This is a genomic window from Streptomyces sp. NPDC005962 (assembly GCF_040629205.1).
In the GTDB taxonomy this organism is placed as follows: domain Bacteria; phylum Actinomycetota; class Actinomycetes; order Streptomycetales; family Streptomycetaceae; genus Streptomyces.
Genome location: NZ_JBEXVE010000007.1, coordinates 267636 through 291717 on the forward strand (window position 1 = coordinate 267636; position 24082 = coordinate 291717).

The following is a 24082-nucleotide window of genomic DNA, read 5'->3' on the forward strand; positions in this document are numbered from 1 at the left end:
GACGGCCTCGGCGATCCCGACAACCGCGCGCCCGATGGTGGAGGAACGGCCCGGCACCGGCTTCTCATCAAGGTTCCGCCGGTGGCTCTCAGCCGTTGAGGGTGCCCATGAGCTCGGGTGCGTAGCGGTCGCCGGTGACCACACCGTGGGGGGCGACCGCCTCGATCGCGGCGATGTCCTCGGCGGTGAGGGGCACCTCGGTCGCGGCGATGTTCTCCTCCAGATAGCGGCGGCGCTTGGTGCCGGGGATGGCGATCGCCTCTTGGCGCTGGACCCAGGCGAGCGCCAGCTGGGAGGGCGTGACGTCCTTGGCGGAGGCGATGCCGAGCTCGCGCAGAGTGTCGAGCACCCCGTTGTGCTCGATGTCGCGCTCGAAGAGCGAGTACTCGGTCTGGACGGCGGTGAGCGGGTACACGGCGTGGGCACGCCGGATGGTCTGTGCGGACGCCTCGCACACGCCGATGTGGCGGACCTTGCCCTCGGCGACCAGCTTGGCCAGCGCGCCGACGGTTTCCTCGATCGGCACCTCGGGGTCGACGCGGTGCAGGTAGTACAGGTCGATGTGGTCGGTGCCCAGGTGCCGCAGTGAGCGTTCGAACGCCCGGCGTACGTACTCGGGCCGACCGTTGAGGCCGAGCGCGCGACCGTCGTCGGTGATCTCGACGCCGGCCGTAGGGCGGCGGTGCATCGATGTCAATAACTAGATAGTTACTTGCTAGGGTGGCGTGCATGCCACGCGATTCCAGCGCCACCAAGGCGCGTCTGCTCGACGCCGCCTTCGCCGAGTTCGCCGCCTACGGCATCGCCGGGGCCCGGGTGGACCGGATCGCGGAGGCCGCGAGTGCGAACAAGCGGCTGATCTACGCCTACTTCGGCAACAAGGAACAGCTGTTCGATGAGGTGCTGCGGCGGGCGATGACGGCGGGCGCCGAGTCGGTGTCCTTCGACGTCGAGGACCTGCCCGGATATGCCGGTGCGATCTTCGACCACCTCGTTGCCCGGCCCGATCTCATGCGCCTACGCCTTTGGAAGCTCCTGGAGCGCCCGTCCACCACCGGACTCGAACCGGAAGCCTTCCAGGACAAGGCCGAGGAAGTGGCCAGGGCGCAGCAGCGCGGCGACCTCGCCCCGGAAATGCAGCCCGCCGACCTCCTGACCATGGTGCTCGCCGCGGCGCAGGCGTGGTTCTGGGCCGCCGAAGGCGTCAACACGCCGGAGGAGGGCGTCCCGTCCTGGTCGGCGGAACGGCTGGCTCTGCACCGCTCGGCGGTGGTCGAGGCCGCCCGCCGCCTCGTCGAGCCCAGGACGGCCGGCGGCTGACGCCCGGCACCCCCGCCGACACCTCGGTGATGGACCTGATCAAAATCAGCGACTACGGTCGGCAGGCCGTGTGTCATGGCCGAGGCTCAGCCCCGCAAGGCGCGCGGGCGGAGGCTCCCAGCTAGTCATCAGAGGGTCGGCGATCCGGCTTCCTGTGACTCTTGCGCAGTTGTTCGCCGACTGTTTCGTGCGCTGTCGCTTCGGGGCAGGCGGGCCGCTCCACGCGCCAGCTGAGATCACCTGTGGGAAGCGGCTGGGAAGGCCCGGTGCGTGCGTGGGTTCCTGCCGCGGAAACGAGAGGAAGCCATGACCCACAACTACACCCGCTCCGCCGCGCGGACACGTGTGCTGATGAGCACCGCGGTCGCGTTGGCCGTTGTCGCCTCGGGCGGGATCTGGGAGACGGCGCAGGCCGCCGCGGCCGCCCCCGCGACTGCCGCCCAAGCCATGGCCACCCCCTCGTGGACGACGCGGACCATCGCGCCGGGAGTGCAGGTGCGCAGCGCCACCATGGGCAACGGCGCCGCCAAGCCGGTCTGGACGGTCACCGTCCAGGCCCCGGCCACCGGGCGCCTCAGCGGCGCCGCGACGTGGGCGCCGGTGGGACCGCAGGCCTGGGCCGATGCCACGGTGCAGCGGTTGCGAGCCGACGGCTTCGCACCGCGGGGGGAGACGGTGCGCTGGCCCGGCTACACCGACACCCCGCGGGGTGTCATGGGCGTGCGGGTGAGGATCGGCTCGTACTCCACCCAGGCGGACGCACAGACCGCCGCCCAAGCGGTCACGGCAGCGGGCTTCCACACCGCGGTCGACTGGACGGGCTACGACGCCGAGCAGCCCGCTGACCGGGAGAACGTGCACGTCGCGGTCATCGATCCGCACGTCTTCACCGGCACCGTCGAGGGCACCCACGACGGCAACGTCGCGAAGCGAGCGACCACGTCGTCCGTCGCCGCGAAGCTCGGCTCCCTGGTCGGCGTCAACGCCGGGTTCTTCGTCACCTCCGACGCGGACGGCGTCCAGGGCACGCAGGCGGGCCTCAGCGCGGACCGCGGCCGACTGGAGTCGATGGCCGCCGGATCGCGGGCGGCGATGATCATCGGCGACGGCGGCCGGCAGGTGCGGGTGGCGGACCTGACGACGACCGTCACGGTAGGCGCGGGCACGGCTCGCTACGCGGCCCAGGGCATCAACCGAGTGCCAAGCCTCATCCGCGACTGCGGGCGACCGGGCGGGACCCCGAGCGAGCGGCCCTGGCAGGATGTCACGTGCCGGGCGACGAACGACCTGGTCCTGTTCACCGACCAGTTCGGGGCCCCGCTGCCCACCGGCGCCGGCTCCCAGGTCGCGCTGGACGGCGCTGGACGTGTGGTGTCGGTGGGCTCGCGCGGGGGCACGGTTCCAGCCGGCGGAACCGTACTCCAGGGCATCGGAACGGCCGCCGACTGGCTGACCGCTCACGCCCGCGTCGGACAGCGGATCGGCGTGTCGGAAGCCATCCGCGACACGCAGGGCCGACGCGTGCGGCTGGACCGCGACGACAGCATCGTCAGCGCCGCCCCCACCCTCGTACACAACGGTCGCATCAGCATCGACGCCGCGACCGAGGGCGTCGTCGACCCGTCCGACCTGTCCTTCGGCTACGCATGGGCGAACGCCCGCCAGCCGCGCACCATGGCCGGTGTGGACACCAGGGGCCGACTGATCCTGGCCACGGTGGACGGTCGCCAGTCCGGTGGCAGCGAGGGCTTCACCCTCCAGGAGGCCGCCAGCTTCATGCGCTCGCTCGGCGCCGTGGACGCACTCAACCTCGACGGCGGCGGCTCGACCGCCATGGCCGTGGGCGGTGTTCTGGCCAACAAGCCCTCGGACGCCACGGGTGAGAGGGCGGACGGCGGCACGATCCAGGTACTGCCCGGCGGCCAGACCGGCTGACTCACCATGGGGGTCTTCGCCACGACCCCCATGGCCGACGTCACCCACCCCGCATCACCCCGGCGCTCACCACGGTCCGCCAGCCTCCGAAGGGGACACCCTGTCTGCGCCCGGTCGCGCGGTCGGCATTCGGTCGTCGTGGCGCCTCCATCCGCTTCGTTTGAAAACAAAGTAAATGAAGCCGGTTACGGGGTTCTCCCCGCCAAGCGACTCCACTGCTTGCACACAAGCCCCCACCGGGCCGTACGGCGGGCTTCCTGAAACCGCCCCTGCCGCAGCCCCCTGCGCACCGCTCCCACCAGCCCGTCGTACCAACTCCCCTACGTACAGGTGTTGTTGGGGTTGACGGCCCGGAACCCGGGCTCTAACTTCACGTGTTGTAAAAAGCCCTGCACCACACGTGCACGGCAGGTGTAGATGCTTCACATCGCGCGCTCCCCGTGCGTGCGGTGCGCGACGGCCCGCCCTCCAGGGGGACGGCCGCCTTCTTTCTCTTCATCCCCCCGCTCAGGAAGGCGTCACATGCGCCCTGCCCGCATACGCCGAAGATGGCGGTTCCGTCCGCTGGCCACCGCGTTCACCGTCGTCCTGCTCGGCGCCGGCACGCTGGTCGCCGTGGACGGCACCGTCGCGAGCGCGGCGACCCCCGGTCCGATCGTCAACCAGGGCAATGGCAAGTGCCTCGACCTGAAGGACGGTTCGGCCGCCGACGGGGCAACCGCCCAGATGTGGACCTGTTCCCCGGGCCCCAATCAGACCTGGACGCTCAACGACAACGGCTCGCTCACCGTCAATGGCAAGTGCCTGGACCTGGTGAACAACGGCACTGCCAACGGCACCGCCGTGCACCTGTGGACCTGCTACGACTCGGTCGCGAGCCAGAAGTGGCAATACACCGCCGGGCACGACCTGGTGAACCTCGCCGCCGGTAAGTGTCTCGACATCAAGGACAACAACAACGGCGACGGCGCCACGCTCCAGATCTGGGACTGCGCCGGCACCCCCAACCAGAAGTGGGACTACGCGGGCGCGGGCACCCCGGACCCGCCCTCGGGCAACGACCCCGACCTCGGCCCGAACACCGTGGTCTTCGACCCGTCGATGTCTTCCTCCGCCATCCAGAGCAAGCTCAACGCGATCTTCAACCAGCAGCAGACCAACCAGTTCGGCGGCCAGCGCTACGCCGTGCTTTTCAAGCCCGGCACGTACGACGCGGACGTCAACGTCGGCTTCTACACCCAGGCCGCGGGGCTCGGCCTGAGCCCCGACGACGTCAACATCAACGGCGCCGTACACGCCGAGGCCGACTGGTTCCAGGGCAACGCCACGCAGAACTTCTGGCGGGACGCGGAGAACATGTCCGTCACCCCGAAGAACGGCTACGACCGTTGGGCGGTGTCGCAGGCCGCCCCGTACCGGCGGATGCACGTACGCGGCGACCTCAAGCTCGACGACGGCGGCTGGTCGAGCGGCGGCTTCATCTCCGACAGCAAGATCGACGGGCAGATCCAGTCCGGTTCGCAGCAGCAGTTCCTGACCAAGAACAGCAAGATGGGTTCCTGGTCCGGGTCGAACTGGAACATGGTCTTCGTCGGTGACCAGGGCGCGCCCGCGCAGAACTTCCCCACGTACACCACGGTCGGCGCCGCGCCGGTCAACGCGGAGAAGCCGTTCCTGCACGTCGACGGAGCCGGCGCCTGGAAGGTGTTCGTACCCGGCCTCCAGACCAACGCGGCCGCGACCACCTGGAGCGGAAAGACCCAGACCGGGTCGGACCTGCCGATCGACCAGTTCTACATCGCCAAGCCCGGTGCGAGCGCGGCCGACATGAACGCGGCGCTCGCCGCCGGGAAGAACCTGCTCATCACCCCGGGCGTCTACCACCTCAACCAGACGCTCAAGGTCACCCGCCCGGACACGGTGGTACTGGGCATGGGCCTGGCCACCCTCGTACCGGACAACGGCATCACCGCCCTGTCCACCGCCGACGTGGACGGCATCAAGGTCGCCGGGGTACTCATCGACGCCGGCACGACCAACTCCGCCACGCTGATGGAGGTCGGCCCCACCGGGTCCTCGGCCAACCACGCCACCGACCCCACCGTGCTCAGCGATGTGTTCCTGCGCATCGGCGGCGCCACCGTCGGCAAGGCGGACAAGTCCCTCGTGGTCAACAGCAACAACACCATCATCGACCACACCTGGGCCTGGCGCGCCGACCACGGCAACGGCGGGACGGTGGGCTGGAACACCAACACCGCCGACACGGGCCTCGTCGTCAACGGCCAGAACGTCACCTCGTACGGCCTCTTCGTGGAGCACTACCAGAAGACGCAGGTCATCTGGAACGGCAACGGCGGGCGCACGTACTTCTTCCAGAACGAGCTGCCCTACGACCCGCCCAACCAGGGCGCGTGGATGAACGGTTCGACCCAGGGCTACCCCGCCTACAAGGTCGCCTCGAACGTCAGCAGCCACGAAGCCTGGGGCCTCGGCAGCTACGCGTACTTCAACGTGAACCCCTCGGTCGTCGAGGACCACTCCTTCGAGGTCCCGCAAACGAGCGGTGTCCGGTTCCACGACATGGTGACGACCGTCCTCGGCGGCTCGGGGACCATCAACCACATCATCAACAACGCGGGTAACAAGGTGACCCCCAGCAGCAACGTCGCCTTCCTGACCAACTACCCGTAATTGCCAGCTCTTTCAGCCCGCGCCGTGCGGGGCTCTCCGACCACGGGAGCCCCGCACACCGCACCACCTCCACCCCACACCCGCCAGGAAGGGCCTCCGCATGTCCCGAAGACCGGGCAGCCGGACCACCGGTACCTCCTCCCACTCCCCGCGCCGTCTGCTGCGCCTGCTGCTGACCGGCGCGCTCGCCGCCACCGGGCTCGGCACGGCCGGGACCCTGTCGGCGCACGCCGCCGGCGAACAGGTCACCGCCTACCTCACCACCACCGACGACTCCGGCGGCCGGCACGTCACACGCGGTCTGGAGCGGCAGGCGCCCTTCGCCTTCCAGCCCGGCACCGCGAGCAGCGGGACGACGGTCTCCGTGGACGAGAACACCCGCTACCAGACCTTCACGGGCGGTGGCGCCTCCTTCACCGACACCGCCGCGTACCTGATGAAGGAGAGCGGCGCCCTCTCGCAGACGACGCTCGACCAGACGATGACCAAGCTCTTCTCTCCCACCGACGGCATCGGGCTCTCCTTCCTGCGCAACCCGATGGGCGGCTCGGACCTGGCCCGCTCCGGCTACACCTACGACGATGTCCCGGCCGGGCAGACCGACCCCTCGCTCGCGAAGTTCTCGCTCGCCCACGACCAGGCCGCCGTCCTGCCGCTCACCCAGCAGGCCAAGCGCCTCAACCCGCAGCTCACCACGGTCGCCTCACCGTGGACCGCGCCCGCCTGGATGAAGGACAACGGCCAGCTCAACGGCGGCTGGCTCAAAGCGGAGAACTACGGCACCTACGCGAACTACTTCGTGAAGTACCTCCAGGGCTACCAGGCCGCCGGGGTGCCGATCGACTACGTCACGCCGCAGAACGAGCCCACCTGCTGCTCCGGTTACCCCTCGATGAGCTGGAACGGCTCGGGGCTCGCGTACTTCACCAAGAGCGAGCTGCTGCCCAAGCTCCAGACGGCGGGGCTGAAGTCCAAAGTGCTCGCGCACGACTGGAACTGGGACACCTACGACGCCTACGCCGCGCCCACCGTGGACGACGCGGCGGTGCGCGACCACCCGAACTTCGGCGGGATCGCCTGGCACGGCTACGGCGGCGACATCGGCAAGCAGACGGAGATCCACAACAAGTACCCGCAGCTGGACGCCTTCCAGACCGAGCACTCCGGCGGCACCTGGATCGCGAACCAGCAGCGCGAGGACATGAGCAACATCATCGACTACACCCGCAACTGGGCGAAGTCGGTGACGAAGTGGTCCCTGGCCGTGGACCAGAACCGCGGACCGCACAACGGCGGTTGCGGCACCTGCGACGGACTGATCACCGTGCACAACGGGGACAGCCGCCACGGACAGGTCGACTACACCATCGAGTACTACACGATGGGCCACCTCACTAAGTTCGTCCGCCCCGGCGCCACCCGCATCGCCTCGAGCGCCGGCGGTGATGTGCCGAACGTCGCCTGGCGCAACACGGACGGCTCGAAGGCCCTCATCGCCTACAACGACTCCGCCTCGGCACGCACCTTCACGGTGAACTGGGGCGGCCAGCACTTCACGTACCAGCTCCCGGGCAAGACCTCGGCCACCTTCACGTGGTCCGGCGGCCAGAGCGGTGGCGGGGAGCGCGCCGGGACGCTGACCGGCATCGACGGCAAGTGTCTCGACGCCTCCGGCACCGCGAACGGTTCGGCCGCGCAGCTCTGGGCCTGCACCGGCGCGAACAACCAGCGCTGGACACTCGGCACCGACGGCACCGCCCGCACGAACGGCAAGTGCCTCGATGTCACCGGGGGTTCGACCGCCGACGGGGCGAAGGTACAGCTCTACGACTGCAACGGCACGGGCGCCCAGCAGTGGACGTACGACGCGACGAGCCATGACGTCGTCAACACGGCGGCGGACAAGTGCCTCGATGTCACCGACGGTTCCACGGCGAACGGCGCCCGCGCCCAGATCTGGAGCTGCACGGGCGCCACGAACCAGAAATGGACCCTGAACAGCTGATCAAGCCTCCTTCGGGAGCCACTCCGGGCCCGCCGTGGACACTCCGTCCGCGGCGGGCACACCCGCCACGTCTTGTCACCGCTCACGTGCGGAATCCCGTGCCACCGAGGCAGGTAGCAGCCGTCATGCAGGCTATTGGTGTCCACGACTTCGGCGGCCCGGAAGCACTGCGGGTCCTGGATCTTCCCGAACCACAGGCGGGCCCCGGCGAGGTCCGCATCCGCGTGCACGCGGCCGCCGTCAGCCCCACCGACGTCATGCTGCGTACCGGCAGCCACGCCGTCCGCATGCCCGACCACTGGCCCCCGTTCGTGCCCGGCACGGACGCCGCCGGGGTGATCGAGCAGCTCGGACCCGGGACCGACGGACGGTTCGCCGTGGGCCGGCGGGTGGTCGCCATGGTGCTGTTCATCAGCTCGCACGGCGGGGCCTACGCCGAGCAGGTCGTGGTGCCCGCCGCGTCGGTGGTCCCGGCGCCCGAGGGGGCGGACTTCCCCGCCGCAGCGCCGCTCGCATTCGCGCGCTGGCCCCCGATGGTGTTTCCGGCCTCGTGGACGGCTCGGTGCAGACCCCCCGGACAGTGCCCGCCATCGCCGATGGCGGGACCCTGGCCGAGCTGCGAGGCTGGTCCGGCCCGGACGAGCGTGGCATCCGGGTGTGCCCGGTGATGGTGCCGGACGGCATCACCGACACCGAGGGGCTGGACACGCTGCGCCGCCAGGCCGAGGACGGCACGCTGACGCTGCGCGTCGCGGAGGTGCTGCCCGCCGAGGAGGCGGCCAGGGCCCATCGCATGCTGGAGGCCGGCGGCCTGCGATGGAGGGGCCTCAGGACGTGGGAACGCCTGCCAGTTCGGCGAGGCGGTCGGGGTTGGTGGTGAGCCAGCCGTAGCCGATGCCGTTCCAGAAGGAGCACTGGTGCCGGGCCGCGTACACCTCGGTCGTGAGGGCCTGGCTGCCGTCACCGGGCAGCAACGACATGTACGTGGCCCTGCGGTACGACGGCCAGGCCGCCTGCCCTCCGGTCGTGGGGTTCGCGTTCTTCACGAACGCACCCCAGTAGCGCACCATCGCCCTGGACAGCTGCTGTTGCTCCAAAGTCAGCGACGTCGAGGTCGCCATGGGCCACAGGTAACCGAGCTCGCTGGCGTGCGGGGCGCCGGAGTCGAACCCGTCCGGAGTCGTGCCGAGGGTGGGCGGGTGAGGGTCGTCGAACTCGTAGAAGTACGTCCTGGGCTGCCGAGCCGCGAACTCTCCCGCGAGGCTTTGATACTCGCAGCCGCCCAGGCCGTAGAAGACGCTGCTGTCGTCCCATACCGCGCCGATGGCATACGTCGCGCTGTACGGGCTGTCATAAGCGCTGTAGGGGTAGTGCGCGAGTACGGCGCCGGCCTGTGCGCCGAACTCGAGCCTGATCGCCCGCTCGTACTGCTCCTTTGTCGCGTTCGCGAACGGCAGTGCCCACTGGCGCACCTCGTCGCGTGTGGTGCCGATGAGGAGCGGGACGTTGCTGAACTTGCCGGACCGTACGGCGGCGCTCGGAGCGAGGGGCAGTTCGGGGACCCCGGACACGGGCAGGGGGCCGGTCAGGATGCCCCCGACGAAGCCGCTGCCGGCGGTCAACAGTTTTTTTGCGGGTTTGGCGCGCAGGCAGGACACGCTGGTCGCCGTATCGGCACAGTCGGCGGCCGCCGCGTAGTCCCTGCCCCTGGCGGTGGCCTGGGCGACCGTGAGGCTCGGGCACCCGCCGCTCTGGATGATCGCGCCGGCAAACAGGCCGCGCGCCGGCGGCGAGGCCAGAAGAGCGCAGACGGAGTGGCCGCCGGCCGACTCGCCCGCGATGGTCACGCGGCCGGCGTCCCCGCCGAAGGCACCTATGTTGCGCTGCGTCCAGCGGAGCGCCGCCTGCTGGTCGAGCAGGCCGTAGTTGCCCGCACCCCGCTCGCTCAGCCCGGGCACGTCGAGGAAGCCGAACACGCCGAGGCGGTAGTTGATCGTGACGACCACTACGTTGTTGGCTTTCGCGATCTGCGAGCCGTCGTAGAGGTCACCCGAACCGCTGGAAAAGCCCCCGCCGTGTATCCAGAACATCACCGGCAGCGGACGGTTCGTTCGCCGTTCGGGAGTGTAGACGTTGAGGTTCAGGCAGTCCTCACTCATACCCGGCCCGGTGCCGGTGCCGGTGGCCGATTGCAGGCAGCGCGAGCCGTAGGCGCTCGCCGACCGCACGCCTGACCAGGCGGAAGCGGGCGCGGGAGGCTGCCAGCGCTTGGCGCCGACGGGTGGTGCGGCGTACGGGATGCCGAGGAACCGGTCGATGCCGTCCGCCGAAGCTCCCTCGACGGAACCTTTGTCGGTGGAGGCCGTCAAGGAACGGGGAACCGCGGACGCCGGTGTGGCTGATACGACGGTCAGCAGGGCGAGCAGACTCACGACGGCCGCAAGTCCTCTTCGGACAACGAAGCGCACCGGACCTCCCGAAGGGCAGGAACGAGTGGGAAGGGCACATGCTCCGTTGCGAACAGCACCTGGACAACGCCACCGGTCCGCTGAGCGAAATCGTGCTCTCGGGTGAGTCCCGGGACGGTGTCCCGGCCCTCCGGATTGGGCATACCTTGATGCGCCAAGGGTTGATGGACCGTCCATGTCGGCTGTCGCCACGACGAGCGTCCGCAGCAGCACCCTTTCGCCGGCAAGGTCCTCGGGACGAACCCGAGGCACGATCTCTGCTCCCAGCTTCGCGCGGCACCCGCGACGATGCCGAGCACAGGCAATCGCTCACCACCCCGTACCCAGAGGCCGGGACCCGGGAGTACATCAGCGTGATGGTTGCGCTCCGGATGATGCCGAAGCCGGTTCCGAACACGGCCGCACCCACGACGACCGCGGCGGGGACGCCCGTGAGGGCGACGACGAGGATGCCGGCGGCCGAGGCGACCAGCCCCGGAGCGACCAGCCCGGCGGCTCCGCGCCGGTCGGCGCGCCGACCGGCGAGCCAGCGGGCTGCGGTCGCGGCGGCCGGTTACACGAACAGAGCCGCGGCGACCACGCCGGAATAGCCCGGCGCCACGACCACTGGCAGAAAGGTGACGACGACCCCCGCGCCCGCTGCCGTCACCGCGAACACGGCCGTGGGGCGGCCGAGCGCGCCGGAACGGGCCCCGGCGAAGATTCCCAGGGGTGGCCCCGGCGCCGCTTCTCGGTCGGGCAGACCCGGGACGGCGGCGATGGAGACCAGGGCGATCAGTGCCGGTACCGAGCAGACGGGCCCGTACGTCGTTGGAATCTGTCACTGGTACCCGAATGAGATGGCCTGTCAGCTGAACAGCACGCCGACGATGGTTCCCACGCCGTTGTTGACCGCGTGAACGATGACACCTGGCCACACCGACTTGGTGCGCACCAGCAGAATGCCGTTGATCGCGCCGACGACGATTGCCGGAATCAGAGCCAGGTTGATGCCGTGGGCCAAGGCGAAGATGACGGTGCTGCCGATGATGCTCACCCATGCGCCGTACCTGGTGAACGCGGTGGAGAGCACGCCTCGGAACGCGAACTCTTCGCCGAGCGGGGTGAGGACGGCGATGAACAGCAGTTGCAGCGTCAGGGCGAGCGGACCGGCGTTGGCCGCGGCGTGGTAGTCGCCTTGCGGATCGCCGTCCGTGCTTCCGATGATTGCCACGAAGATGGTGGCGACGACACGGGTCAGGAGGAACGCGAGCAGTCCGAATCCGAGCGAGAAGAAAATCCAGCGAGTCGGGATGGCGCGGACACTGAACGCGGACCAAGTGCGGATACGGATGGCGAACGCGGCGAAGAAGGCGAGCAGGCCCATGATCCCGGAGAGCGCTGCGAGAGCCAGCCCGCTCGCGACCGACTCGTCGTCGGTGAGGGCGCTGACGATCGGCGGGCCGATGATGTAGCTCAGGAAGTAGGCGCCGGCGGCGGCGAGTATCTCAGGCCACCCGGGTCGCTGACTTTTCGCACCGATCAAATCTGTCGGAGTGGCGTGGAGAATCACGGAAATTCCTCTCATGCGGGTCGGATATTTCGACGGGTTGCTTGTATTGGTGTGGTTCGCGTATGGGATGTGGCTGACCGGAAAGGTGTTTCGTCGAACGGTCAGGAAGCAGGCCCGCGTGGAACCCGGGCTGTGGCGGCGCCGGTTATCTCGTGCCGCCGGTCCACTCGGACCAGAGAATTGACCTTGCGTGTGGCCGGCGCTGCGGCGACCGCGCCCCGGAGGGCGATCGAGATCAGTTTTCAGGCGATCGTCTTCGTGCGATTCGTACGAGGAGCCTCGAAGGTCGGCGACGAAGGCGATGGCGACCATGATGACGGTGCTGCCCATGCGGCTCTCGATGAAGGGAGGGACCGGTATCAGCGCGATCCCAATCCACTGCAGGGCGCCCGGTCATGAGCCCACGAAGTGTCGCAGGTTTTGGGACCACGGGTTCCTGCCTCTTCCGGTTAGGGCCGCACCATCTGCGGCACACTGTACCGCACGGCGTACGGCACACTGTGCTGCACGGTGTGCGGTGCGCTCCTTGGTACGGCCACTCGGGAGGAGATCGTCGAGGCCGCGCTCCGTTGGGCCGCGACGCGAGGGATCGGTTCGCTGAGCGTCCGCCATGTCGCCGTTGAGGCAGGTGGGGGCGGCGACGCTCCGGTGTCATCTTCCGGGCCAAGCGGAGCTGCACCTTGTCGTCGCCGATGAGTTCGTCCGCTGTTCCGTCGACCTCCCGATCGCCGACGACAAGCGCGATCCGTCGCAACGCTTGTTCGAGCGCCTGGCTCAGCTCTTGCCTTGAGGCGGTCGGATGGCAGCGGTCGAGGGCTGGTTCGAGCTGCATCGGATGTCGGCCGGTCTGACGCCATTCCCGATGGGCGCGTCATCGTCGAGAGCGCGCACCGATTTTTGGCGGATCGCCCGCGCCAGTGGCGAGGGCCATGCCTGCTCTACCCCGACCAGGCCGGTGACATTCCACCTTGCACGGGGTGGTGAACCACGACTCCGGAGGCACTACGCGACGAGCACTCAATTCGTCCGGGGGTCTCTGGCTCCCGCAATCCTTCACGCCGGCTTCGCGTCGGGGGCGCTCTCTCCGGGAGCGGTCAGGGCCTGTTCCGCGAACCAGCGAAGTGTGTCTTCCGCCCGGTCGAGCGCTCCTTCGCCCCTGTCGAACAAGAGGCTCAGGTGCAACCCGTCCACGAGGGCCACAAACCGGACGGCCAGCACCTCTGGCGTGTCTTGCAGTGCGAATCCGTCCGCTGCCAGAAGCGTGAACCAGCGTGTCACGATCACGGCCGACTCGTCGTGCCCGGAGCGCACCATTTCGAGAACCTCCTCGTTGGCGTCGGAGCCAAGAGCGAGGGTGAGCAGTTCGAACCACACCATGAGAGTGGAATGCCGGTCCGCCGCGCCGGGGAGGAACTGCCGCAGGCTCTCATACAAGCGATCTGCGGGGGCCAGGGAGACGTCCTGGATCGAATCGTCGCTGAGCACGTGGGAGACCAACCGCCCCGCGACAGCCCGGTAGAGCAACGCCTGTGAAGGGAAATACGCTCGCAAAGTCGTCGCGCCAATACCGGCCGCGGCGGCGACAGATCGCACGCTCAGGACGCGAAGACCGTCCGTCCCGGCCAGGCGCGTTGCCACGTCCAAGATGTGTTGTCGCTTGTCGGCATTCCCAACCACGTCGCGATCCTATAGCGCAGCAAGCAGCACAGTGCACCAGGGTGGTCATGCTCCAAGGGGAGTTCTGCTCCCCGAGGACGAGCTTGTAGCCGAGGACGTGACCGTTGATGATCCACTGCAGCGAGGCGTGGGCCATCTGGAGGTCGCGGCCCATGGAGGGCAGGGCGATGCCGGCCATCGAGACGTCCAGGTCGTCGAGGAAGAGCACCAGGTGCAGGAGGTGAGGACCACCGGGCGTACCACCCCAGCACGACCGAGGAGTCCGCGTCATGACAACGACCGAACTCAGCCCCGTCCTGGGCCACACCGTGGGCGCCCGGCGTCGGCGGCGCGCGGAACCGGACGTGACCATGCGCAGCGGCCGGCGGATCTCCGCGTCCGCCGCCCGCAAACTCCTCCACGCGGTGCCGCAGAACACCCGCGACGCCCGCGCCACCGCTGGCGCTCCTGCAACCTGTGATGCGACACCTACGGCTGGGCGACGGGCGAGCCCAACGCCCGACGCCGAGATCAAGGCATGCCACCTCGTCATCCGCCACCGGGCTGAGGAGGAGGCCGACGACCCGCTGGTGGAGCCGGGACCGCTTGGTGGAGCCGGGCCCGCTATAGGCCGACGCCGTCGACCTCGGCGAGCTGCGCCTCATGGTCGGCACCCTCGACCGCACCACCCCGCGAGGCAAGCGGGACGCCGCCACGATGATCGTCGACTGGTGGATGGCCGGCCGCGCCTCCGAGTCCGCCCGACTCAACCTGCACGATGTCGCCATCATCACGGTCAGGGTCGAGGACGACACCGGCAACAAGGTCCTGCGCAAGGCCCTGGTACCTGCCGCACCTGATTATGTGAGCCAGAGGAACCGAGGTCCGGAGACTTGGTGAAGGCGGCTCACCTTCGCCTGCGCGGAGAGCACGCAGGAGAGGACTTGGCTCAGCGTGTACCCGCCCGTACGGATCAGGTCAGCGCTGAGTGGAAGCGGATAGGAAAGCGATTCCCGCTGGAGTCGCGGTGTGACAGGCGTTCTTTCCGTCGCGCAGGAGATCCGTGAGGCCACCGTTGCGCAGGACAGTGGCGTGTTCGCTGGCACTGGCCAGAGAGATACGGGCATGTGCGGCGAGCTGGGTTGTGGTACTGCCGGGATGGTTGGCGATCACGCTCAGTACGGTGGCCCGGGTACGGCCGAGGAGCGCGGTCAGAGATTGGGATGGTTCTGCCAGGGCAGCTGCGGTGACGGTGGCCGGCTCCGCGGAGAGCCGATCGTCTGAGCGGATAGGGAAGGTTATCCACGGCTGTGGCTCCGCTCTGTCACAAAGAGCGGGGTGGTGCGAGCCGAACAGAGTGGGAATGAGCAGTAACCCGCGGCCGTCGAGGTACACATCGCCACTGCGCCCGGAGGCCATGGTGACGTGCAGCACGGAGGGTATCCAGATGATCCGGCGCGGGTTGAGTTCACGCAGGAGGCACTCCACTCCTTGTTCGCTCAGATGCCTCAGACGAAGGGCCCGGTCCGCGTGGGCAAGCCGGTCGATCTGTGGCCAGTACGGTGCGATGAAGCGCTCGTGAGCCTCTTCGACCAAGGCAGCGAGTTGTTGTACGAACGCGGGTTCCTGGCTGGCCCGGTATGTGTCCGGTGACAGCCGCACAGCACGCTGCCCGGCCCATTCCTGCAGATCCTGGCGTACACGCTTTGCCGGAGTGGAACGCAACTGCTCCACAAGATCGGCCGTGCTCCCTTCGCCGACCAGGCTGAGGAATTCCACCCCCGCACCAGTCGGCGGAATCAACTCGAACAGAGGCCGGAAACGTGGGCGGAGCTGCCTGGCCGCGCGATCTCGCCAGGCGTCAAAGTGCACAGGACGCGATCTCTCCTGCAACAGCCGGATACCGATGTCCAGCTCAACCAACGGACGAGGGCCCGAGGCCAGACGAGTACGGGCCAGGTCCTCGGCGGTGAAATGGATACGCAGCGCCACACTCGTGATTCTTCCCGATGGCCTCGCTTCGGACGAGACCGAAACGAGTCGACGTGGCCACGCCATCGGCCGAGTCTGTAGTTGCAACACGACGACCCGGACGGAATCCCAGGCGGGTACCCGGTCGGTTCTGGCTCTCCGGTCACGGAAGCGCGGCCACTCCCGGCGTCATGCTCCGAGGTTAGCCAGAAGCCACCAGCCGCCGCTCAGCAGAGTTCAGAAGTTCAGTCACCTCCACGAAGCAACGAAGGAGAACGCATATGCGCGCACGTCTGTTGCTCACCGGCATAGCTCTGGGGGCCACCATGCTGGTGGGCGGCGCTGCCACCGCGCAGGCAGCCCCTGCCTCCGAGACCAGCACGACATCGACCACCACGGCGTCGGGCTACGTGAAGTACGGCACCTTCAAGTACTCGAAGTGCATATCGCTGCGGGATTCCTATGCCGGTGACGCCTACTGCGATGGGATCGGCGGCGGCTGGTACATACTCTGGGTATGGCAGTGACCCACTCCTTCTGAGCTGGGGAGTTCCTGGCGGCCCGTTCCAGCGGACCGCCAGGAACCAGCACGCGCACGCGTCCAGGAGTGCGCGGCAACCTTGATGGAGATCTCGGTGGCGGACTGCCTGGACCCGGCGACGGCTCGACACTGACCGCCCACGGCTCGGGGCTGATCCCGGCATTCGGCGGCGGACCGAGCCACTGCCCGGCCTCAGCGGCTTCAAGGCCGCCTTCCACGCGATCGAGGGGCTGCGCCGCCATTGAGCCGGGCCTCGAGCAGCCCTGGGCGAAACCAAAGATCCTCATGAACCCACGAAGGGGACTCATGCGTATGCGCATCTGGCTCACCAGTGCTGCCATGGCCACCGCCATACTGGCCGGCGGCGCTGCCACCGCCACGCAGGCAGCCCTCGCCTCGGCCTCCTCGAAAACCGCCACGGCCTCCTGCACCGCGATGGGCTTCCCACCCGTTTACAGGTGCAAGACCAAACAGGAGTGCTGGGAGACTGCGGAGAACCTCGGCTATGAGGATTGGACCTGCACTCTGCTGCCCAACGGCTGGTGGGAACTCCACGGGCGGACCTGATCGTCAAGGCCCTCCCTGCCAGAGCCGAGGGGGCGTGCAGATGTGACCGGCGTGGCACCGGGCAGACCACACCGGAAGTCGCCGAGCGATAGTGCCGTACTGGCCAACGTGTCCGGCGGCTGCGTCGACGCCGCCGTCTACGAGGCGTGCCGGCAGATGCTGGTCGGGGACAGCCGGCCGAAGGTTGTGCGGTTCGGCTATAGCGACGGTGACGCTCTCGCCGTGGGCCTCACCTGTGGCGGCACGATCGAGCTCATCCTGCGCCACCACGACCCGCGCACCGAGCCGGGACTCGCACCGGCCTTCAGCGACGCCGCGCAGGACAAACCGGTCGCCGTGGCCACGATCGTGGGCGGCCCGAGCGCTCACGTCGGGCGGATGATCGTCGTGCGACCCGGTCGGCCCAGCGCGGGAACACTCGGCAGCGAACGGCTCGATCAGTCCACCAGCACGGGACCAGCACCACCGGCGGCATCCCGTCCGCTCTGAAGGATGGCTGCACCGACGCTGCACCGACGTCGAACGGGACGCGGTCCGCTCCTACGCCCGCAGGGAGTGGATCATCATCCAGGAGAGCTGGCCCGGCATCTGAGTCCGACTGGAGAAAGGCCAACAAGAGCTGAACGAGTTGGTCGTGTCTTCGGTCGCAGCGACTTCTGTGGCCGCGATGGTGCCCCCGGCCGTGTCTCCCGCAGGAGGCGTGCCGGGGGCGGTTGTCGGGGGGAGCCGACCGGGCGTGTTCCTGGAGGCTACTTCTGGGTGGAGCAGGGGTCGCAGCAGGAGGGGGCGGGTTCGACGCAGACGGTGACGGTATCGGTGTTGTTGGTGGTGTCGGGATCCCTTTCGTTGCCGGTGGCGGTGGCGGTGTTGCTGATCCGGCCGGCCTTGGTGGCCTTGGCCCGCAGCACGAGGGTGGCGGTGGCGCCGTCGGCCAGGGCGCCCACGGTCCACTGCCCGGTGGCCGGGTTGTAGCTCCCGGGGGTGCCGTTGGCGGACAGGAAGGTGAGGCCGTCGGGGAGTTGGTCGGTGACGGTGACGCCGGTGGCCTGGTTCGGGCCGGTGTTGTGGACGGTGATGCGGTAGGTCACGGTCTGGCCGACGGTGACGGTGGTCGCGTCGGCTGCCTTCGCCACGGTCAAGTCGGCAGCCGGCTTGACCTCCGTGATCTGCTCGTTGGACGTGGCCGTCAAGGGCTCCGGCGTCTGGCCGAGCTGGTTCTCGTAGGAGGCGGTGGCGGTGTTGCTGATGTGCTTGCCGCCGCTGGCCCGGTCGATGACGGCCCGGTACTCCACCGTGGTCCCCGGCGGAAGGGTCCCGGTGTTGGGCAGGCTGCCGCCCTCCACGCCGGAAGCGCCGTTGCCGAGATGGAAGACGACCGTGTTCGCGGCGGCGTCGTAGTACGCCTGGTCGTCGCCCTTCGCGTCACTCTTCGCTCCGGCATTCGGGCCGTCGACGATACGCAGGGAACCGGGCAGATACGTCGTGCCCTGCGGGATGGCGTCGGTCAGGATGAGGTTCTCGGCCCCGCCACCGCCCTCGTTCTTGGCGGTGATGCGGTAGGTGACGGTGTCGCCCACCTCCAGCGGTCCCGCGGGAATGGCGGTCTTGGCAAGCGTCACATAGGGGGCGGTGCCGAAGAAGATGCCGTCCAGGAAGTTGCCGATGCTGCGGTTGCCGCCGGCGGCAGAGACGGAACGGAAGGCGAAGCGCGTCAGTGTCTGGCCGCCCGGGACGGTGTAGGTGCCTGTGTAGTACCCCCAGGCGGTGTTGCCGTCGGTGAAGCGCCTCTGCTCCACCGCGGAGCCGGGCGCGCCGATGTCCAGCGCCATGGTGTCCTCGCCTTGGCGGCCACGGTGGTACAGCCGCCAGTACAGCTTCGTGCCGGGCGTGGTCGGCAGGTCCTGGTAGAGCGTGGAGACCTGGTTCGCGTTGAGCTCGGCGAACTGGGCGCCCTCGGCTGCCGGCACACCGTTGAAGCCCGACCGCCACAGCTCGATCATGTGGTCGGACGCGGTGGTGAGCCAGCCCGGGACCCGCTTGGCCGCCTGCGTCTGTGAGGCGTCCGGCAGAATCTCCACACTGGTTACGGCGGGCTCTTCGAAACTGCCGTTGGCCAGGGCAACCCGGAGCGGAGCAGCAGGAGGTGTGGTCATGGTTATCTCCCTCGTGTCGATGCTGTTGGAATGCACCGCTGGGCCGTGGCGGAGCCGAAACAGTCAGTAGCACAACGCGTTCACATAAACGCGTAAAGTGATTAACGAATGAGTCCGGCCAACCCCGTGCAGCACGTTTGCGAACCCCACCCCGGACACCCCGCCCCGCCATCCCCACACGCCACCGATCGGCACACCTCTCCCACCACAGACACCTCCCCACTCCCGCCCACCACACCCGTCATGGCCGAAAGCGCCCGTCGCACTACCCGCGCTCACCCCCGCGCAGAGTGAATCAGCGACCAGCAAAGTTGACGCTCCCGGCACTCCGGACCCAACCCACGACGGCGAGCGTGGTACCGACCGCGGCCGTGCCGACGTGGTGCTGCTGCCGGATCCACCGGTTGTCGACTCAGTTTCGAGGGGGCCGCGCAGTGCCCCTGGCGTCGCGCGCGGTCACCAACAGCCGTTGCGGGGCACTCCATCGTGCGGACGGAACCTGTCCGCAAGGGTCGGTAGCGTTCCCTCATGCCGAACACCGTGCTCGACCGCCGCACACTCAACCGGGCTCTGCTGGACCGCCAGCTGTTGCTGGAACGCTCCGAGATGTCCGCTCTGGACGTGATCGAGCACCTGGTGGGCATGCAGTCGCAGGCGCCGGACGCGCCCTACGTCGGACTCTGGACCCGGCTGAAGCACTTCTCGTTCGCCGAGCTGGCGGGGCTGATGACCGAACGCCGCGCGGTGCGGATCGTGCTGATGCGGGGAACGGTGCATCTGGTGAGCGCATCGGACGCCCTGGCGCTGCGGCCGGTGGTGCAGCCGATGCTGGAGCGCCAGTTCCGTAGCAGCACCTGGTCGCCCGGAGTGCGGGGAGTGGACCGGGAGGAGCTGGTGGCTGCCGGGCGGGCGCTGGTGGGGGAGCGGGCACGGAATCCGGCGGAGCTGCGGGCGGCGCTGGGCGAACGGTGGCCGCAGGCGGATCCCGGCTCACTGGTGAACGCACTGCGCAACTGGATACCCCTCGTGCAGCTGCCGCCGCGCGGGGTATGGGGCAAGGGCGGGCAGCCGGTGTACGCGACCGTGGAGGAGTGGCTGGGGCGGACGGTCGAAAGCCCCGACGTCGGGACCGTCGTCAGGCGGTATCTCGGCGCCTTCGGCCCGGCGGGCGTCGCCGACCTGCAGAAGTGGTCCGGGCTGACGGGGCTGCGCCAGGTCGTGGCCGGGCTGGGGCTGCGGACGTACCGGGACGATCAGGGACGGGTGCTGTACGACCTGCCGGACGCGGGCCTGCCCGACCCGGATACCCCGGTGCCCGCGCGTTTCGTCGCGGACTTCGACAACCTGGTGCTGTCGCACGCCGACCGGTCCCGCATTCTCGGGGAGGTGGCTCCGGGCCAGGTGATGACGGTCAACGGGATCGTTCGCGGCACGGTCCTGGTCGATGGATTCGTGGGCGGTACGTGGAAGTTCGAGCGGCGGCGAGGTGAGGCGGCGGTCCTGGTCGAGCCGTTCGGGCGGATCGGGATCGCTGACCGGGAGGCGCTGGAGGCGGAGGGCTCCCGGCTGCTGGCGGCCACCGATCCGCAGGCGTCGGCCCATGCCGTCCGCTTCACGGGTAGCTGAGTTCAGTTCTTGACCCGGCTGCATCCGTCAGGCTGCCCGAGCCAGAGGAGGCGCTCCCCCACCGACCACCAGGTGCGTGGAGTACGTCGAACCCCATCGCCCGCGCCGTGTAGAGTAGGCGGAACGACGCGGGGTGGAGCAGCTCGGTAGCTCGCTGGGCTCATAACCCAGAGGTCGCAGGTTCAAATCCTGTCCCCGCTACCAACGCACCGGCCCCCTCGACTCCATGTCGAGGGGGCCGGTTGCCCGTCCGGGCGCTGCCGTGGATTGCTTACGGTCCATCTTCTGGCCGAGCTCTTCGAGGCCGCCTTTCAGCTGGTCGGCTTTGTCGATCAAGAGTCCCGGCCTTCTGGCCAAGGTTCCCGATCTGGAGACGCACCGCGGTCAGGCCGCTCTTGATGATCCCGAACTCGCGGTCGTTCTTCTCCGCGACCTCTTCGAAACACCGGTCAAAGCGGACAGCTCGCCGTGGGATATGAGGTCCTCGGGCACGTGGGTCGCTCCTGCCAGATCATGGAAACGAGCAGACATCAGGTAAAACCAGCGCAGATCGTCGAGCTGCTCACGGGGCGTACCGAGCCGAGGACCGTCGCGGCCCCGGTGAGTACGACACGGAGCGAGGCAGCATGAGCGAGGCAGTAGCCGACGGAAACGGCTCCCTTATCCCGCACCCAAGGCGACCGCGGAGGAGCTGTGTGCCGCGCTGGTGCGGATCGCGCCGAGCCCGGTGGCCGCATTCGACGCCGACTGGACGAAGGCGATGGCGGCCGCTCGTGAGCGTGTGGATGCGACGGTTCCTACGGCAGTGGGCGTTGACCGTGGCCATCGAGCGCCACCCCGCCCGCGCGGCACGCCTGCGCGAGCTGGAGGCACGCGCCGCGCAAGTGGAGAACCTGGCGGGGCCCGCGCCATCGCCGCCGAGGTGTCCGTCGGTCTACCACGTGGCAAAGGGGGCCGTTCGCACGCTCACCAAGAACGCGGCGCTGCACTGGGCGGAATCCGGAGTGCGCGTCAACTCCCTGCACCCCGGATTCATCGGGACCCGGCAGTTGCTTGAGCGGTACGAGGGAACGGCCCGCCACGAAGCCATGCTGGACGGCACCCCGATCGGAAGGCTGGGCCGTGGGGCCTCTCGCCTCAAGTCCGCGTGGCTGTCGGGGGCTCATCCGTCCCGCCGAGGACGTGGTCGGTTTCGCGTTGGGCGGCGTACCAGCCCAGGGCGCGCACCATGGCCTTGTGCGGGGTGGGCGGCAGGAGCGGGGCGAGGTTGTCCCAGGCTTCGTCGACGAGGCCGCGGGCTTCGGCCATGCACACCTCGAGGGCGCCGCTGCGGACGAGGAGCTCGGATGCTGTGCGGGCCCCGGTGTCGGAACGCTGCCGGAGCATATCGCGCAGGTGTTGGCGGTCGGTCGCGTCGAGGAGTCCGACGGCGTGGGCCACGGGGTAGGTGACCTCGCCGTTGCGCAGGTCTTCCGCGGGGGAGCGGGTGGTGATGCCCTGCTGATGTTCCTGGGCGGTGACCAGCCCGTACAGGTCGGCCACGTCGTCAGTGATCTGGTAGGCGGTTCCGACGGCTTCGAAGTACCGGCAGATGGCATCGAGTTGCTGCTCGTCGGCGCCGCCGAGGATCGCGGAGACCTCTGCGGTGCTGCGGACGAGCATCCCTGTCTTGAGCCGGTGTGCGGTGCGGACTTCGTCGAGGAGCGGGCGGGCGTCACCGCTGGTGACGGCTTCGTCGAACGCGGCGTGGTGCCCGGCGATGTCGAGGGCCTGGCCGGCGTGGGCGGCGCGCAGGTCCCGCAGGTAGAGCTGGTAGATACGGAGCATCGTTTCCGGGGCGGCCTGCGGTACCCGCTGGATGAGAGCGTCGAAGGTGTAGTAGCCGAGGGTGCCCGCGGTGATGGCGGGAGCGGTGCCGAAGACCTCGTGGACGCTCGGGTGGCCACGCCGCGTGGGCGAGTTGTCCTGAATATCGTCGATGACCAGTGCGGAGAGGTGGAGAAGCTCGGTGACCGCGGTGAGCGGCCGGTAGGGCTCCGGGTCGGTGTCGAGAAGGCAGAGGACGGCTGCGGCGACGTAGGGGCGCCAGGAGCGTCCCGGGTTGTCCAGCAGGTGCAGGAGGGGAGCGGCGACCGCCCCATGGAGACGGGCACGTGCGCCGGCGTCGAGACCGGTCAGGCCGCTGGTGCCGGTGAGGAGCCCGAGCGCGGCGTCGTCTGCCGGGTCAGGGGAGTACAGGGCTGCCGCTTCCGCCCCGGCGATGTCGTGGGTACGGCGCATGTAGTGCTCGATGTCGCCGATGGTGTTGGTCGGGAGGGTCTGCAGGAAGGCGCTGCCGCTCACGGGCGTGGTTCCCATGGTGCCGTGGACGGCCGCGGGGCTCTCCCACATGGCGCGGCCCACGACCAGGGTGCGGACCTCGCCCTCGGCGATTGTCGCGGTGATCTCGGCGTCCAGACCGAGGTCGGGCACGCTCACGTGCACGGTGGTGGGGTAGGTGTTGAGGGTGGCCAGTGAGGTCCAGTGCTTCAGGGGCCGCCAGGTCAGGTCGTGGTAGCTGACGTTGCCGTCCGGGTCGACCGCTGTGGCACGGGTGAGTTCCGGCCCGGTGGCACCGGTGGCCGGATCGCTGGTGCGGGAATGGATGCAGCTGATCTCCCAGTCGTTGTCGAGCTGGATAGCGGCCCACTCCCAGGTGTGGTCCGGTGTTCCCGGGGCCCGTTGGACGTCGTAGTAGGTCGCGCCCCAGTCCTGCTCGAACCAGGCGTGACCCTCCAGCCGTGCCCGGCTGCCGTCCTCACGGCGCACCGTCCCGTGGGCACGCAGTCGCGGTACGAAGTACGACGTCATCGCGTCCGCGTCGGTGGGAAGCCGCCCCGGGTGGCGCCCTTGGGCGTCGAACTGTGGGGCCGCGCTCTTGGCTGCGGTGAGGACGAGCTCGAAGCGGTCCCTGTTATGGAAGCTCAGTCGGTATCCGCCGTCTTCGTCGCGGCGCAGGGCCGCCAGGTCACCGAAGGAGATGTCCAGGGTCTCGGCCGACTCGACCACTGGGTCGGCCAGCAGCCGGTCCGGAAGCAGGGGGCCCTCGGCAAGGGCCTGCGCCAGTGCTTCGCGGACCCGGTGGTCCTGTGCGGTGTCGCCGGCGAGCGCGTCGCGCACTGCGTGGTGCATGGTGGGCGAGAGCCAGGCGCCGTGAGACACGCCCTTCGGGCCCGAGCACATGGACACCAGGGCATAGCCGGGGGTGGCGGCGCTGTCCCGGATGTCGTGGTGGCGCAGCATGCTGATCATCCACGTGTAGGTGTCGCCGTCCTCGTCGCGCAGATGACCGTTGAGGTACCACGTCTCAGCGCCGGCGGAAGGGTGCGGTGAGCCGAAGGGCGCTGAGACTGTGGCGTGCTGGTGCGCTGGGTGAGAAGGGACCTGCGCCACAGGGTCGGAGGATGTGGTCATGCCAAGAAGCTAAATGTCCGTGGTCACCCCTCAATGGCCATTGACCGCCAGATCATCAGATCGGATGAACATCGGGCTGTAGCAATGGAATTGCCGTGTCGTCTTCGCTCCCGGTTCGTTAAAGCGGAACGCCAAGGGGAG

Annotated in this window: 17 protein-coding genes, 1 tRNA gene and 1 pseudogene; 12 read left to right on the forward strand and 7 right to left on the reverse strand. The window is 68.9% G+C overall.

Annotated elements, in window-relative coordinates; all coding sequences use genetic code 11:
- Positions 1–88: 88 nt before the first annotated feature.
- Entirely contained in the window at positions 89–688 is a 600-nt protein-coding gene (locus ABZ370_RS14945; protein WP_358620262.1) for an aldo/keto reductase, read from the reverse strand.
- Positions 689–729: 41 nt separating this feature from the next.
- Between ABZ370_RS14945 and ABZ370_RS14950 the strand changes: the two genes are divergently transcribed.
- The 5 genes from ABZ370_RS14950 (at position 730) to ABZ370_RS14970 (ending at position 8622) form a co-directional block, all read left to right on the forward strand.
- Positions 730–1320, forward strand: coding sequence for a TetR family transcriptional regulator (locus ABZ370_RS14950; RefSeq protein WP_358620264.1), 591 nt, complete (start codon positions 730–732; stop codon positions 1318–1320).
- 306 nt (positions 1321–1626) lie between these two features.
- Complete coding sequence (locus tag ABZ370_RS14955; protein WP_358620266.1) at positions 1627–3255, forward strand: phosphodiester glycosidase family protein; 1629 nt, start codon at positions 1627–1629, stop codon at positions 3253–3255.
- Between the two features lie 522 nt (positions 3256–3777).
- Positions 3778–5949: an RICIN domain-containing protein gene (locus tag ABZ370_RS14960; protein WP_358620267.1), complete on the forward strand. Its 2172-nt coding sequence runs from the start codon at positions 3778–3780 to the stop codon at positions 5947–5949.
- Positions 5950–6049: 100 nt separating this feature from the next.
- Positions 6050–7954 (forward strand): ricin-type beta-trefoil lectin domain protein, encoded by a 1905-nt coding sequence (locus ABZ370_RS14965; protein ID WP_358620269.1) that lies wholly within the window; start codon positions 6050–6052, stop codon positions 7952–7954.
- Between the two features lie 125 nt (positions 7955–8079).
- A complete protein-coding gene (locus ABZ370_RS14970; RefSeq protein ID WP_358620270.1) occupies positions 8080–8622 on the forward strand; it encodes an alcohol dehydrogenase catalytic domain-containing protein in 543 nt (180 codons plus the stop codon).
- Between the two features lie 159 nt (positions 8623–8781).
- Here the strand turns inward: ABZ370_RS14970 and ABZ370_RS14975 are convergent, their stop codons facing one another.
- The 3 genes from ABZ370_RS14975 to ABZ370_RS14985 all read right to left on the reverse strand — a co-directional run bounded on the left by ABZ370_RS14975 (position 8782) and on the right by ABZ370_RS14985 (position 13612).
- Entirely contained in the window at positions 8782–10386 is a 1605-nt protein-coding gene (locus ABZ370_RS14975; protein ID WP_358620272.1) for a carboxylesterase family protein, read from the reverse strand.
- Positions 10387–11269: 883 nt separating this feature from the next.
- Positions 11270–12304 (reverse strand): type II CAAX endopeptidase family protein, encoded by a 1035-nt coding sequence (locus tag ABZ370_RS14980; RefSeq protein WP_358620273.1) that lies wholly within the window; start codon positions 12302–12304, stop codon positions 11270–11272.
- A gap of 723 nt (positions 12305–13027) precedes the next feature.
- Positions 13028–13612, reverse strand: coding sequence for a TetR family transcriptional regulator C-terminal domain-containing protein (locus tag ABZ370_RS14985; protein ID WP_358620274.1), 585 nt, complete (start codon positions 13610–13612; stop codon positions 13028–13030).
- A 681-nt stretch (positions 13613–14293) separates the two neighbouring features.
- On the opposite strand from ABZ370_RS14985, the gene ABZ370_RS14990 reads away from it, so the two are divergent.
- The gene (locus tag ABZ370_RS14990; RefSeq protein WP_358620275.1) at positions 14294–14530 is read left to right on the forward strand and encodes a hypothetical protein; all 237 of its coding nucleotides are present in this window, start codon (positions 14294–14296) and stop codon (positions 14528–14530) included.
- Positions 14531–14608: 78 nt separating this feature from the next.
- On the opposite strand, the gene ABZ370_RS14995 is transcribed toward ABZ370_RS14990, so the two are convergent.
- Positions 14609–15622: a helix-turn-helix transcriptional regulator gene (locus tag ABZ370_RS14995; protein WP_358620276.1), complete on the reverse strand. Its 1014-nt coding sequence runs from the start codon at positions 15620–15622 to the stop codon at positions 14609–14611.
- Positions 15623–15882: 260 nt separating this feature from the next.
- On the opposite strand from ABZ370_RS14995, the gene ABZ370_RS15000 reads away from it, so the two are divergent.
- The 3 genes from ABZ370_RS15000 (at position 15883) to ABZ370_RS15010 (ending at position 17198) form a co-directional block, all read left to right on the forward strand.
- Positions 15883–16128 (forward strand): hypothetical protein, encoded by a 246-nt coding sequence (locus tag ABZ370_RS15000; protein ID WP_358620278.1) that lies wholly within the window; start codon positions 15883–15885, stop codon positions 16126–16128.
- A 326-nt stretch (positions 16129–16454) separates the two neighbouring features.
- Positions 16455–16709 (forward strand): hypothetical protein, encoded by a 255-nt coding sequence (locus tag ABZ370_RS15005; protein WP_358620280.1) that lies wholly within the window; start codon positions 16455–16457, stop codon positions 16707–16709.
- 42 nt (positions 16710–16751) lie between these two features.
- The gene (locus tag ABZ370_RS15010) at positions 16752–17198 is read left to right on the forward strand and encodes a hypothetical protein (protein WP_358620282.1); all 447 of its coding nucleotides are present in this window, start codon (positions 16752–16754) and stop codon (positions 17196–17198) included.
- Between the two features lie 260 nt (positions 17199–17458).
- On the opposite strand, the gene ABZ370_RS15015 is transcribed toward ABZ370_RS15010, so the two are convergent.
- Positions 17459–18862, reverse strand: a complete 1404-nt coding sequence (locus ABZ370_RS15015; protein ID WP_358620284.1) for an isopeptide-forming domain-containing fimbrial protein — start codon at positions 18860–18862, stop codon at positions 17459–17461.
- Positions 18863–19390: 528 nt separating this feature from the next.
- Here ABZ370_RS15015 and ABZ370_RS15020 point away from each other — a divergent pair.
- The 3 genes and pseudogenes from ABZ370_RS15020 to ABZ370_RS15030 form a co-directional block, all read left to right on the forward strand.
- Positions 19391–20488, forward strand: a complete 1098-nt coding sequence (locus ABZ370_RS15020; protein WP_358620286.1) for a winged helix DNA-binding domain-containing protein — start codon at positions 19391–19393, stop codon at positions 20486–20488.
- 127 nt (positions 20489–20615) lie between these two features.
- Positions 20616–20692 (forward strand) — tRNA-Met (locus ABZ370_RS15025).
- 731 nt (positions 20693–21423) lie between these two features.
- Positions 21424–21612 (forward strand): annotated as a pseudogene (locus ABZ370_RS15030) (SDR family oxidoreductase); the annotation flags it as partial.
- A 13-nt stretch (positions 21613–21625) separates the two neighbouring features.
- Here the strand turns inward: ABZ370_RS15030 and ABZ370_RS15035 are convergent.
- A complete protein-coding gene (locus ABZ370_RS15035; protein ID WP_358620287.1) occupies positions 21626–23941 on the reverse strand; it encodes a polyprenyl synthetase family protein in 2316 nt (771 codons plus the stop codon).
- Positions 23942–24082: the final 141 nt, after the last annotated feature.